The sequence below is a fragment of the Sphingobacterium sp. UBA2610 genome (assembly GCF_002339225.1).
GTDB classification, from domain to species: domain Bacteria; phylum Bacteroidota; class Bacteroidia; order Sphingobacteriales; family Sphingobacteriaceae; genus Sphingobacterium; species Sphingobacterium multivorum.
In genome coordinates, this window is sequence record NZ_DDKA01000028.1 from 134,614 (window position 1) to 149,162 (window position 14,549).

Genomic DNA, 14,549 nt, shown 5'->3' on the forward strand with positions numbered 1-14,549 from the left:
AGGGAGGCCCGTTTGTTTATAGGCAATTGTCAGTAAAATGATATAATTTAAAAGCGGGACAAGCTTTTTGTGAAAATTCACTATTTTGTCGGGGCAAACTAGATACATTTGTAAACGTACAATCCCCATTTTAAACAATCTATAGCCGTTTAAAATCAGATTCAAGAAAGCCTGTAGTTTCAGGATGAATCAGCCTTCTGATTGAAATTGAAAATAGGTTCTATTAACGGAAAAGATTCACTGCCATGTCAGGTTGCTTTGGGGGATTTTCGTTATCAATTAAGAATAGAGAATAATTAATAAAATTTGCAGATGAAGGCAACTTATATTGAATATAGTGAAACAAATAGCTTCTCCAAGACTTTATTAGCCTATTTGGCACATGATGAAGCCTTAAAACCTTTTGTTGGGAATTGGCCTACCTGGGCTGGTTTTGAAAAGCAATTGAACGAAAAGAAGAAATTTGAACACAGGGAAATTCTTGTTGAGCGTCTTAAAAAACAATATGGCGAACTATTAAAGGATTCTCCTGCTGTAGCGGCCAATATAGAACTGTTGCTCGACCAAAATTCCTATACCATTACAACTGGGCATCAGCTCAATATTTTTACAGGGCCTTTATATTTTATTTTTAAAATCATGACGGCAATACGTTTGTCTGAAGATTTACATGCCAAGCATCCTGATAAAACGTTTATTCCAGTATATTGGATGGCAACCGAAGATCATGATTTTGAAGAGATCAACCACACCAAAGTCTTCGGTAAGAAAATTGCTTGGGATACTCCTGCTGTTTCTGCTACGGGGCGAATGGATACCGCAACAATCGTTGATGCTGTGAAGCAGTATACCAATATTTTAGGGCTTTCCGAAAATTCGACCAGGCTGACACGCATTGTAGAAGAAGCCTATTTGAACCATGATCGATTAGCAGATGCAACACGGTATATGGTCAATGAGTTGTTTAAGTCTTACGGTCTTTTGATCGTCGATGCAGATGACCGGGAATTGAAGGAACTGTTCAAGCCAATTATTAAGGAAGATATCTTCTCTGAAAAAAGCTTTAAGGCAATAACAGCGCGATCGGAAGAGTTGGAATCAAATGGTTTCTCTACCCAAGTGCATGCCCGTGAGATTAATTTCTTTTATTTGACGGACGAATTTAGAGAGCGTTTAGTACTGACTGCTGACGGCCGATACGAAGTATTGCACCAGCATATTTATTTTACCAAAGCAGAGCTGGAGCAGGAGATCGAGCGTTATCCAGAGCGTTTCAGTCCAAATGTGGTCATGCGGCCGATGTATCAAGAAATTATACTTCCCAATCTTGCTTATATTGGCGGTGGCGCCGAAATGGTCTATTGGATGCAGTTAAAATCCAACTTTGACCAATATCAGGTAGATTTTCCAATTTTGATCCCTCGTAACTCAGCAATGATTACCGAGGACAACGTTGCAGCTAAGTTGTTTCGTGTTGATCTTACATTTAAGAGTATTTTTCGGCCGGCAGAAGTGCTGAAAAAAGAGTATGTTCGACGTCATACCAAAGAACGACTGAATCTCAATGACGAATGGATGGAGCTGAACGCCATTTTTGGTAAGATAAGGTTAAGAACTCATAAAATAGATCCAAGTTTGGGTCCTAGCACTGAAGCCGTAAAAGCAAGGTTAAAGAAAGCGATCAATAATTTGGAGAAAAAGCTGATGAAAGCTGAGAAGCGGAACCATCAGCATGCTTTAACGGATATTGATAACGTGAAGGAAAAGCTTTTTCCGGGTGGAGGACTGCAGGAGCGCTCTGAAAATTTCGCTTTGCTTTATGTCAAATATGGTGATAGCCTCTTTAGGGACCTTTACAAGTACTTTAATCCATTGGATTTTAAGTTTACAATTTTATATTAGAAAGTCAGCTTCGGCTGACTTTTTTGTGATATTATTGGCCAGAAAGAATTTTCAGTTTGCGTTCTTTTTGTTACTGTCTGCTAAATCATGATGTTTGCAGTATCGGGATATTTCTATCCCTATATTAAAATACTTTTGTTGCCTTTTCCGATATTGTCTTTTTTTCCTAAAGAAGTTTCATTTTGTTTATATACACGTTGAAATGCTTTGTTTATAATTTCATAATATTTCGTTTAGCTCCTGTTTACAGTTCCGATGTAGTTTTGCTTTCATTATCACAACCAACAACTAAATGAAAGAATTTCTACTTACAACGTGTGCCATCGCACTTGGAACAGGGTTGTACGCACAAACGACCCAAGCCGGGTTTTCCGGAAAGATTACGGACGAGAACAACAAAGGGGTTCATGGTGCTTCCATCGAAGTACGGAATGAATCGACCGGTTTCACAACGAAGACCTCAACCAATGCAAATGGTGATTTCAACTTTAAGGAGTTGCCTTTAGGTGGTCCCTATACCGTCAAAGTAACTTATATAGGTTATGGCGAACAAGTTCGTTCGGGATTTAATTTAAATCAGGGTGATATTGTACGCTTGACCATTCCTATTCAAAACACGTCGAATGTATTGGAAACTATTGAATTAACAGGAATAAGTACGCTGAAGAATAAAATAGAAAATCTAGGTGCCGCTACCGCGGTTACAGCCAGGGATATCGCGAAGTTGCCTGTCAACGGCCGGAATTTTACGTCGCTAATGGATTTGTCTCCTTTGAGTAAGGGAGATAATATCGGTGGCCAGTTGGGCTCTTCTACCAATTTTACCATCGATGGTATGAATGCCAAAAATCCGACTTCTGCAGGTTCGACAACCAGCCGTAGCGGCGCACCTTTCTCCATTTCGATAGAAGCAGTCCGGGAATTTAAAGTGGTCACCAACCAGTATGACGTAACCTACGGAAGAGCGGGCGGCGGAACCGTTAGTGCGGTGACCAAACAGGGAACAAATCAAACGCACGGAAGCGCTTGGCTTTATTCAAGGGCCGATTGGTTGTCCAGTCCCTACGATATCAGAGGAAACAAACGAAGCAATGATTTTTCTACCTATCAATATGGATTTACATTGGGCGGTCCGATCATTAAAGACAAATTGCATTATTTTGTTGCATGGGATCATCAACGGGATGCCCGCCCACTGATTATTGCGGATATCAATTCTGAGGCCGACGAGAAGAGATTTAATGTTACTAATGCCACCTTGGATGAGTTTGTTAATATTGGACGTAACAAGTATGGATTGGGCAATGAACGTCAATATGGCGCTTTTGATAAAAAGCGAGGGTCTGACGCGATTTTTGGAAGAATTGACTGGCAAATTAATGAGAAAAACTTATTGACGATCCGAAATAACTTTACAAGTGATAATAATAAGTTGGGATTACAGGATAATAAGCCAATTACCTTGTATGAATCTTACGGAAATGATAAAAACATTGATAACAGTCTATTGGCAACTTTGCGTACGACTATTTCACCTAAGGTAACAAATGAATTGAAAGTACAACATCTCTATACCTATCAAAAAAGTAGTCCAGGAGATCTTTTACCTAGTCAAAATATTCCCCGTGCAATTGTAGAGGATGCAGTATCTAAGGTCGCTGGAGAAGATAAAAAGACCACATTGCAATTGGGCGGACATCGTTTTGCACAGGAATCTTTTAAAAATAATGTATTTCAGCTTGTTAATAATATCTATTACAGTACCGATAATATCAATTATACCTTTGGGGTCGACTTGATGTATACCCATGCAAACTCGATTTATGGAAGTGAGGTCAATGGACGCTTTCACTTTAGGCCGAGTGATGGAAAGACAGCCATGCAAAACTTTGACGACATGAAGCCATATGCTTATTATCGTGAAGTTCCTTTGGTAAGTGATCCAGCTGTGGTCGGTAAGATATTCAATGCCGGTGCATATGGTCAGTTACAGACCAAGTTGGCACAGGGGTTGGATCTAGTTGCGGGATTACGATTGGATTATGGTCATTATCCAACCTCTCCTTTGAATGAAGAATTGCTGAAAGAAGTTGGGGTACGTACAGATCATAAATTGAAATCTTTTGTTGTACAGCCGCGTTTCCAGATGACTTGGGATGTGAATGAAGAACGAAAGGACTTTTTCCGGATAGGAGCAGGTGTTTTCGCTTCAGATATTAACAATTATATGACCATCAATAACTTGACTTTTGACGGTAAGCATTTTGCGACGGTTGATGTCCGAGGTAATGATGTACCTACACCTAATTTTGTGGGCTATAGAAAGGACCCGTTAACAACACCAACATTGGCGCAGTTTCAAGTACCTACGATCAATACCTATGGACCCGACGCTAAAATTCCAGTAGTCTACAAGGCAAATGTATCTTATACGCATTTCTTTACCGAAAAGTTAAAAGCGAGTCTTTCAGGGTATATGAATCTTGGGCGTAATAACTATATGTATGTGGATCGTAATATGGTGAAAGATCCGTTCTTCAGATTAGCGAATGAAGACAATAGGGGAGTTTTTGTTCCTGCGGCATCGATTGTTGATGGGGCTCCGGATTGGAAAAAAGGAAGGATTTCCAATAAATTCGGCCGCGTACTAGAATTGAACTCTGAAGGAAAAGTGAATCAGTTTGCAGTCGTATTGGATGCAAGTTATCAATATTACAAAGATGGATCTATATCGGTTAGCTATACCTGGAATGATGCGAAAGATAATACTTCTTTCAATGGAAACGTGGCGAATACAGCGACCTTATCTTTGGCAGTAAAAGATGATCCGCGCGATTTTAGCAAGATGAGTTATTCGAACAATCAATTCCGCAATAAGATTGTGATCTATGGCACTTTACCAACATTTTATGGTGTCAGCGTGGGAGTACGGTACTCCGGTATTGGCGGTACGCGATACAGTTTGTTGGCCGGCGGAAATATAAATGGAGACTTTGTTGCTGGGGACAATGATCTGGCCTTTATCTTTGATCCCAATAATCCCAATACGTCAAAACAGCTGATTACTGGATTGAATAATTTGTTGAATAATCCAGAAGCGAGTCAGAGCCTTAAAGATTTTATTAAAAAATATCAAGGTAAAATAGCTGAGCGTAATGGTGGAGTGAATGGTTTTTATGGCTTGATCGACCTTAGAATCGCTAAAAAATTCAATTTATATAAAAACCATGCATTGGAGGTATCGGGAGATCTTTTCAATGTTGCCAACTTATTTAAGAAGACTTGGGGCGTAAATGAGTCTTTGGGTAATCAAAATCTATATGCTTTAGGCGGAAAGGATGCCGCGGGAGAGAAATTGGTGCCTTTTGATGTTACGAAACAGCAGTTTAATTATAATGTAAACAACTCTGGAATTGTATCACCTTCGGGTAACCCTTATCAATTCCAATTGGGATTAAGGTATTCGTTCTAATCACATAAAACGATATAAAATACACTTTTCATGGCGAATCCCTCAAAAGCAATAGTTTTGAGGGATTCGTCTTTTATATTCATTAGATCTAAGCTTATCGAGGTCTACATGCAATAGGGTTTGTAGGCAGATCTTTAATCGCTATACAAGGACTTTTTCTTTCGGAAGAAAAACTTCGGCCATCATGTGACGCACACTTCCGCCACCACATGTTTCGATAACATGAAGATCCTGATGAATAATTTTGCCATGCTTTTCTAATTGCGCTGTTTGGTATAAAGTCAATGAGGATAAAGCCTGATTGCTCAGGACAATAAACCGATTCCCATATTTGTTTCTCACTTGGAGGCAGTTTGCCGCAAAAGATTCGAGTTGGTTCTCGTTGATTTCAATGATCTCCTTGCCTGTATCTTTCAAACTTTTCAGCAGGGTTTTGAGCTCGGCGGGATCGTCAATTGCCTGCGGACATAAGATAGCAAAGTCTTCGCCTACGGCTAGCACCACATTGGTGTGATAGATAGGTCTCCGCTCTCCATGGACAGTTTGGAAGGCGTGAAATACAACAGGTGTATAGTTTTCAGTTCTGCAATATTCATCGAGCATACTTCTGTCCGCCCTTTCGGATAATGCACAGTAGGCTATACGGTGCGCACGGTCCAAAACGAGTGCGCCAGTGCCCTCCAGATATTGTTTATTGTTTTCGGCTTCACTGAGATCCTTAGTCAGTTTTACATAATAACCGTTTTGCTTCAATGGCCCTTCGAAATCCAATAAATGTTCTTTTCGACGATTTGGAGCAAACATAGGATAGAAAATTATTTTTCCATCCTGATGAAAGGAGACAATATTATTGGGGAATATACTGTCGGGGCTTTCTGATTTTTCGTCGTCCTGAATGACAGTCACCAAAATTCCATGTGACTTCAATTCATTTACTAGCGCGTCAAATTCTCCTTGCGCTTCTTTGTTGACTTCTTCTGTACTGAGATTTTCGATATCCTTTTGGAAGAAGTTGTTGACCGCAGTCTGTTCATTTTTACGGAAGACAGAGGGTCTTACTAAAAGAACGCTGTCTGTTACCTGTTTTCTCATGGTTTATAATCGTTACTTCGCTGTTTTATATTCGTTAAAAAGAAATGATATTCGTTTTTTGTGATAATTTACATTTGTCAAAAGAGATGCTTCCCTAGCTGGATAATGTTTTCTTTGTTAAGATTTCTGATCGCAACATACCCTTGATATCAGTTGTTCTTAGCAAAAAAGTGTATATCGTTATTTCGAAGTCACTTTACAATTGGTACATATACTAATTTATTGAAAATTCATTGGCATTGCAAAAAAGAATAGTGAAGTAATGAAAGAAATGCGTGGGTGAAATAGCAGATAACCCTATCTTTTTTAAAATTGTGGCAAGCGATTGTTGTATTGTTTGTTATATTTATAATGAACAACTTGTATGTTTGAGGTTATTCCAAAAATTAATTGACAAAGACAATCGATTGCATTTCGGTGGCTCAGTAAAACTGACTTTTTATCCACTTTTTTGCTTCGTTTTCAGTCATTTATTTTGCTATCTTTGCTCATCCAAAAAACGACTGTTTATAAGAGAGTTAATTGCCTAATTATTATGTCGCTAACTATCTATAAGCGTTAACTTTTTGCACACATGAGCAATATACACTTCCAAGAAAAATTCGAAAGTCGCCACAATGGCCCAAGTCCAGTTGAAGCGAATGAAATGTTGGCTAAATTAGGCGTTTCGTCAATTGACCAGCTTATTGACCAAACGGTCCCTTCTCAAATTCGTGCTCCAAAGCCTTTAAATCTTCCCAAAGCATTGTCTGAGGTAGCCTATTTAAAGCGTATTGCGGAAATCGCTGAGAAAAATAAAGTTTTTAAATCTTTTATTGGTCAAGGTTACTACGATGTAATCCTTCCGGGCGTCATTCAACGCAATGTATTTGAAAACCCAGGATGGTATACGCAGTATACGCCTTATCAGGCGGAGATTGCACAAGGTAGGTTACAAGCTTTATTGAACTTCCAGACTGTAATTTGTGATTTCACAGGTTTAGAAATTGCCAATGCCTCTTTGTTGGATGAAGCTACGGCTGCAGCTGAAGCCATGTTTATGCTTTATTCAGCTCGGAAAAATAAAGATGCTAATGTTTTCTTGGTGTCGAACAATGCCTATCCGCAGACGATTGATGTATTGAAGACCCGTGCTTTGTCTTTTGGTATCGAGCTTAAAATTGCGGCTATTGCTGAATCAGAATTAACAGACGATGTATTTGCTGCATTTGTTCAATATCCTGCTGCTGATGGCTCCATTGTCGATTATAAATCATTTGCGGCTACAGCTCACAGTAAGCATATTACCGTGTGTGCGGCGGCAGATTTGATGAGCTTAGCATTATTAACGCCTCCGGGAGAATGGGGTGCAGATGTTGTTGTTGGTAATTCGCAACGTTTTGGTGTACCGATGGGCTTTGGTGGTCCTCATGCAGCCTATTTTGCGACACGCGACAGCTTTAAACGTAATATCCCTGGTCGTATCATCGGTGTTACTTCCGATTCAAATGGAAAGTATGCATTGCGTATGGCTTTGCAGACTCGTGAACAGCATATCCGCCGTGATAAAGCTTCTTCAAATATTTGTACTGCACAAGCTCTTTTAGCGATTATGGCTTCTTTCTATGCCGTATACCATGGCCCTGAAGGAATCAAAAATATAGCATCACGTATCAATGCATTGGCCAACCTATTGGATCAAGCAATACAATCATTGGGTTATACGCAATTGAATGCAGCTTATTTTGACACACTACGTGTAGACTTAGGTGGTCATGCTGGTGCTTTGAAATCTGAAGCATTAAATAACGAATTAAACTTCTATTACAATGGTTCGGAAGTTTCAATTGCTATCGACGAAACAACGACATACGAAGATATCAAGACAATTGTCAAAGTATTTGCTAAAATTCAAGGTAAAACATTGAATGACGTAGATTTCGATGCATTGGAAGAGAATTTAGGTTCTTCAATTCCTGCCGATTTAGTACGTACTTCTGCCTACTTAACACATCCAAACTTTAATAGCTATCATTCTGAACATGAGATGTTGCGCTATATCAAATCTTTGGAAGCAAAAGATTTATCGCTTTGCCACTCGATGATTCCATTGGGGTCATGTACGATGAAATTGAATGCTACAGCCGAAATGGTACCAGTTACTTGGGCGAGATTTGGTGGTTTGCATCCATTTGCTCCTGCAGATCAAACTTCTGGATATATGCAAATGATTGGCGAATTGAACGATTGGTTGTCTGAGATCACTGGTTTTGCGAAGATGAGTTTCCAACCAAATTCAGGAGCACAAGGGGAGTACGCTGGTCTGATGGTTATCCGTGCTTACCATGAGAGCCGTGGTGATCATGGGCGTAATATCTGTTTGATCCCTGCTTCTGCACACGGAACCAACCCGGCTTCTGCTTCTATGGCAGGTTTAAAAGTGGTCGTTGTGAAATGTGATGAATTAGGAAATATCGATATTCCAGATTTAAGAGCGAAAGCGACTGAACATGCTGCAAACTTGAACTCACTGATGGTGACTTATCCTTCTACACACGGTGTATTTGAAGAGTCGATCATTGAAGTCTGTGAAATTGTTCATGCAAACGGCGGTCAGGTTTATATGGACGGTGCGAACATGAATGCACAGGTTGGATTGACAAGCCCAGGGCATATTGGTGCCGATGTTTGTCACTTGAACCTCCATAAAACATTCTGTATTCCTCACGGTGGTGGAGGTCCAGGTATGGGACCTATCGGTGTTGCGAAACACTTAGTTCCTTTCTTACCTAATCACGAAGTGGTTTCGACTTCTGGTGAAGAGGGTATCTCTGCTGTTTCTGCAGCTCCATTTGGTTCGGCATCGATCTTGCTTATTTCCCATGCCTATATTTCAATGATGGGTGGTGAAGGTTTGACAAATGCGACAAGAACAGCAATATTAAATGCAAACTATATTAAAGCGCGTTTAGAAAATGCATATCCAGTACTTTATTCAGGTACTAACGGACGTTGTGCACACGAAATGATCTTAGATTGCCGTGGATTCAAAAACTTTGGTATCGAGGTTGCAGATATTGCAAAACGTTTGATGGATTATGGTTTCCACGCACCAACTGTTTCTTTCCCTGTTGCAGGAACATTGATGGTTGAGCCTACTGAATCAGAGTCTAAGGCTGAATTGGATCGTTTCTGTGATGCATTAGTTGCTATCCGTGAAGAGATCGCAGCGGTTGAAGCAGGAGCGGTAGATCAAGCTAACAATGTACTGAAACATGCACCACATACTGCTTCGGTTGTAACCGCAGACGAGTGGGATAGACCTTACAGCCGTCAAACAGCCGCATACCCATTGGAGTATGTAAGAGAACGGAAATTCTGGCCTTCGGTAGGTCGTGTAAACGACTCTCAAGGTGACCGTACATTGATTTGTTCGTGTCCATCTATTGAAGAGTACGCCGAAGCATAGTCTCGGTAGCTATAATATAATGAAGGCCTCTATATTCGTATAGGGGCCTTTTTTTGTGCAATCTGTTCAGGTGCATGGGTAAAAGAAAAATAGAATGGAACTCTGGTTAAACTTTACCGTCGAAGGATCGTATACAAACAGATTTTAAAATTTAGATTAATTATATTATTTTGTTCTTTTTGGCGTTTTAATTAAAACTGATAATCATGAAAAGACAATGGAAAGTAATGCCTGTTCTCTTAGGACTGGGCCTTTTGGTCGCGAGCTGCGGCAACAGCAAATCCAGTGAAGGGAGTGAAGATGCTAAGGAGAAAGAGGCTGGGATTTCGGATGTAGTTAAAGGAGTATCCAACTTGGATAACCTGAGTGATGGAGCAAAAAAATTGGAAGACCTTCAAGCCAAACTTAAATCCGAAAAACCATTAAGTTCGGAAGAGTTGAAGGCTTTTTTACCGGAAAGCTTAGATGGTTTAAAAAGAACTTCCTATTCTGGCGGATCCATGTATGGGGCAGAGGTTGTATCTGGAGAGGCGACATATACTGTAGATAACCAAAAGGAAATTAAAGTCAATATTATTGATGGGGCGGGCGAGACAGCTTCGGCAATCGTGGGCTTAGCGCAAATGGGCTTCATGGTAGATTCAGAGAAAATTACAGATACTGAAATAGAAAAAACTGGCGAGTTTGAAGGCAAACGGGCAAAAACAACGGATAGCAAAGGAGTGGAAGGCTCAACGGCGAAAAATTCCGAAATAAGTTATCTCGAGAAAGATCGCTATTTAATTACCCTTCGGGGAAATGGGTATAGCCTGGACGAGCTAAAAGGTTTTTTGCCAAAATTAAACCTCAGCGCACTAAAATAATAAAAACGTAATTATTCTATAAAGAAGAAATGCATAGTTGATAGGGAAAAGCTCAAACATTGGTTTGGGCTTTTTTTAAAACTGTATTGTCCCAGTTTAACAACCAACATTGTCCCACATATGCATGAGAAAAGAGCGTTTGGAAAATATCCCGGACAATAAGATGGACTTAATAAATTTGCTTTTGTTGGCAAATTTGCTTTAGTTTGCGTTGAAACATTTCGTTATGAAAATTGTAAAATTATCAATCAATCTTCTTGTCGCGACAGCATTGCTTGCGTCCTGTGCGGGGGGGAAATACGCAAAGACTGAAAAGGTATATAAGAAGCAAGCAAAAGAATTGTCAAAACTCTATAAACAATCGCCTGTTACCGGTCAATTGGAGAAGGTGAATGTCAAAGATCAACAATGGATCGCCTCGATTAATTTCGGTATCCGTAAGCCCAATTTTGTTGTTATTCATCATACAGCACAGGATTCCTTGGGACAGACCATCCGTACATTTCATTCCGCGAAAGCAGGTGTAAGCTCCCATTATGTGGTCGGTCGGGATGGGAAAGTAGTGCAGATGGTCAATGACCTCTATCGTGCGCATCATGCAGGGTTGGGGAAATGGGGCAATGATACGGACCTCAATTCTTCTTCTATTGGCATTGAGCTAGACAATAATGGGACCACTGACCCTTGGACTGATGCACAGATAAATGCCTTGACGCAGTTGCTGGCCTATTTAAAAACGACTTATAGAATTCCGCAGGCAAATTTTATTGGACATATGGATCTGGCACCAACTCGAAAAAACGATCCATCACGTTTTCCTTGGAAAAAACTGGCTGATCAAGGATTCGGTTTTTGGTATGAGGACTATTTAGAGACGCCGCCAGCAGACTTTAATCCGAAAATGGCATTACGTATCATCGGATACGATGTGAGTAACCTGGATGCAGCAATAAAAGCATTTAAGATTCACTACATTCAGCAGGACGTAAATACAGCGTTCATGGGAGAGAATGACCTTAAGATTCTTTATTCCATCTATAAAAAATTCTTATAGTGCTTCACCAAACGAAAGAAAAAAGATCCTGCTTTTTAAAAGGCAGGATCTTTTTTGTATGGTATATGACCGTTATAATTTGTTTTTATATATACTGAAATACGTATCAAAAGCACGTTCATAGATGAGTTTGAACCAGGGCGTAAACTGCTGGGGTGCCTGTTGTATTGCATCTTGAATTTCCTGCCGATTCAAGTATTTTGTTTCGGCAACTTCTTCTTCGTTAAATTCTGGAGTTCCATTAAATTTTCCAAATAAGACATAATCGAATTCATGCTCCGTAAGTCCGTTGTCAAATTGAGCCTTATAAACGAACGAGAAGGTATCTTGAAGGTCCATTGCTGTAATGCCCAGTTCTTCCATTAAGCGCCTTTTGGCGGCCTCTACGTTAGTTTCTCCCAGACGCTGATGCGAGCAACAGCTATTGGTCCAAAGTCCGCCACAGTGGTATTTACTTAAAGCTCTTTGTTGCAGCAGTAATTCATCTTGATCATTGAACAAAAATACACTAAAAGCACGGTGCAATAGCCCTTTTTCATGGGCTTCATATTTCTCCATGCTACCAATCATATTGTCATTGCTGTCAACCAGGATTACATTTTCTTGCGTCATAAGGCATAAAAATAAAGATAGCCCAATTTAAGAAAATTGGGCTAGATAATGAATTTAAATTTTGCAGACGATTTGCTTATACGGTTTTTACAAATTTCTCGTCGTAATTTTCAATATCGATGATATAGCCGTTTTTAATTAAGAATTCAAACAAAGGTTTGGCTTCTTCAGAAACGGGCATATTGTGCGTCGTAATAATCTTATTTTCTTTTTTCAAGAGATAAGGATATGCATAGAGTTTCACATTTTTGTTGAACATTCCAGAGATATAGGAAAGGAGTTCATTTGTGTATAGCTCTTTATTATAATTATCTGAATTGAAAATGTTCTTTAAATTGTAAACGTTGGTTGCAATTCCAATGTTTTTGGGCTTAAAGTTGCTTATAAACTCTGCTAAATGATTATTTCTTCTAAAGTTGCTAACGATAATATTATTGCCTGTTGCACATAATTCGTCAGCTCTAGAAGCAAATTCCTGAAGGTCCTCACCTGTAATTTCATGCGTGTCTTCCAGGACATTTCCCATCAGCACCTCAATTAATACAATGGTGTCTGCGTCAGTTGCACCCGTATTTTTTTTGAACTGTTCAACGGCAAGATTGAAGAGATCAAAGTTTGGAAGGGATTTCTGACGGTATTTGGTACGAAGTAAAATAATGTTCTTTTTGTACAGATAATCTTTGATTTGTACTGCTTTGCCATCAGGCTGGAATATTGCGGCTTTAGCAAATCCCTTTGCGATCAGGTATAAGTTGATGAGACGTTGGTTGACGTTTTCAAACAGCGGTCCGTTTAATTTAACCAGGTCAATCTCAACGGAACCAACAGAAAGGTTATCGACCAATGATTCGATCATGGTCTGCACATTGTCTGTATAATAATAAGCTGCAAATAACAGGTTAACACCAATGATACCTAAAACTTTTTGTTGTAATTGGTTGTCGCTGTCTAGCAGTCTTACATGGACAATAATATCATTTGTAGGGCCTCCCACTTCATGCTGGAAGCGAAGTCCGATCCAGCCATGAGGTTCATTTGTCTTCGTGAAATTGAGCGTTGTTACGGTATCTGCAAAGGCAAAGAATTTTTTGTTGCAGTATTTATCGCCATGAAGCCGTTGGGTAAGAAGATCGAATTCATGGGAGAGCATTTTCTTTAAACGTGTTCTGCTGACGTAACGACCATCAGCCTCTTCACCATAAATCGCATCACTGAAAGCCATGTCGTAAGCCGACATTGTTTTAGCAATTGTGCCTGATGCTGCTCCTGCGTTGAAAAAGTTACGTGCGACTTCCTGTCCAGCACCGATTTCTGCAAAGGTTCCATAAATCTCTGGGTTCAGATTTATTTTCAGGGCCTTTCGTTTGGTTTCAAAAATTTCTCTTGCCATGACGCAAAGGTACAAAAATCAGCATGCTAGTGAAAATTAAAAGTATGAATGAAAAAAACAGAATAAAATTAGGCTTGTTTTATAACAAGCCTAATTTATTAAAAGCATAGAATAGCGCACTCGCATGGAGTGCCTGGTTGAATTTGTTGTCCAGTAGCATCCTTTTCGCTTCTTCAAGCGGTATACGATAGACATCGATTTCCTCATGTTCATCCAATGCCTGTTCCTGAACTTTTTTGCCGCCTGTCATCAGATAAGTATAAGTGATATTGCCACTTGTCGCCGGATTGGCATAAAGTGTGGCGATCTCTTCAATCTGATCAAATTGATAGCCTGTTTCTTCAAGCATTTCACGCACAGCGGCATTTTTAGGATCTTCTCCCGCTTCTGTTGTCCCTGCGGGAATCTCCAATGCAATAATGCCGGCTCCATGGCGGTATTGCTTAATGACCAAAAGCTCGTTCTGCTCAGTGATTCCGATCATATTGACCCAATCTGGATACTCCAGTACGTAATAATGATCATTGATCCGTCCATCCGGAAGCTCACAAGTATCTCTGCGCAGCGTGGCCCAAGGCTCTTTACAGATATATGCAGAGGATAATAGTTTCCACTTGTCCATTAGCCTACAATATCTTTCATGATGCGGTCAACCTTCTCTTCCAAAACAGTTTGCACATCGACATAATCTGCAGTATCCGTTAAGTTTTCTTTTA

Annotated in this window: 9 protein-coding genes; 5 read left to right on the top strand and 4 right to left on the bottom strand. The window is 39.8% G+C overall.

All coding sequences use genetic code 11. The annotated features are described in order from the left end of the window. Positions 1-312: 312 nt before the first annotated feature. Positions 313-1,902, top strand: coding sequence for a bacillithiol biosynthesis cysteine-adding enzyme BshC (gene bshC, locus B4Z47_RS20095; protein ID WP_112375184.1), 1,590 nt, complete (start codon positions 313-315; stop codon positions 1,900-1,902). 292 nt (positions 1,903-2,194) lie between these two features. Continuing rightward, positions 2,195-5,374, top strand: a complete 3,180-nt coding sequence (locus B4Z47_RS20100) for a TonB-dependent receptor (RefSeq protein ID WP_115046080.1) — start codon at positions 2,195-2,197, stop codon at positions 5,372-5,374. Between the two features lie 141 nt (positions 5,375-5,515). On the opposite strand, the gene ctlX is transcribed toward B4Z47_RS20100, so the two are convergent. Then, complete coding sequence (ctlX, locus tag B4Z47_RS20105; protein WP_112375186.1) at positions 5,516-6,466, bottom strand: citrulline utilization hydrolase CtlX; 951 nt, start codon at positions 6,464-6,466, stop codon at positions 5,516-5,518. A 574-nt stretch (positions 6,467-7,040) separates the two neighbouring features. Here ctlX and gcvP point away from each other — a divergent pair. The 3 genes from gcvP (at position 7,041) to B4Z47_RS20120 (ending at position 11,831) form a co-directional block, all read left to right on the top strand. Then, a complete protein-coding gene (gene gcvP / locus B4Z47_RS20110) occupies positions 7,041-9,914 on the top strand; it encodes an aminomethyl-transferring glycine dehydrogenase (RefSeq protein WP_286727752.1) in 2,874 nt (957 codons plus the stop codon). A gap of 206 nt (positions 9,915-10,120) precedes the next feature. Beyond that, a complete protein-coding gene (locus B4Z47_RS20115; RefSeq protein WP_286709765.1) occupies positions 10,121-10,777 on the top strand; it encodes a hypothetical protein in 657 nt (218 codons plus the stop codon). A 226-nt stretch (positions 10,778-11,003) separates the two neighbouring features. After that, positions 11,004-11,831: an N-acetylmuramoyl-L-alanine amidase gene (locus B4Z47_RS20120; RefSeq protein ID WP_286709764.1), complete on the top strand. Its 828-nt coding sequence runs from the start codon at positions 11,004-11,006 to the stop codon at positions 11,829-11,831. A gap of 72 nt (positions 11,832-11,903) precedes the next feature. Here B4Z47_RS20120 and idi read toward each other — a convergent pair whose 3' ends face one another. The 3 genes from idi to B4Z47_RS20135 form a co-directional block, all read right to left on the bottom strand. Then, positions 11,904-12,443: an isopentenyl-diphosphate Delta-isomerase gene (idi, locus tag B4Z47_RS20125; protein WP_286709763.1), complete on the bottom strand. Its 540-nt coding sequence runs from the start codon at positions 12,441-12,443 to the stop codon at positions 11,904-11,906. Positions 12,444-12,519: 76 nt separating this feature from the next. Beyond that, complete coding sequence (locus B4Z47_RS20130) at positions 12,520-13,833, bottom strand: nicotinamide mononucleotide adenylyltransferase (RefSeq protein WP_201639933.1); 1,314 nt, start codon at positions 13,831-13,833, stop codon at positions 12,520-12,522. Between the two features lie 79 nt (positions 13,834-13,912). After that, the gene (locus tag B4Z47_RS20135; RefSeq protein ID WP_286727753.1) at positions 13,913-14,455 is read right to left on the bottom strand and encodes an NUDIX hydrolase; all 543 of its coding nucleotides are present in this window, start codon (positions 14,453-14,455) and stop codon (positions 13,913-13,915) included. Positions 14,456-14,549 lie beyond the last annotated feature (94 nt).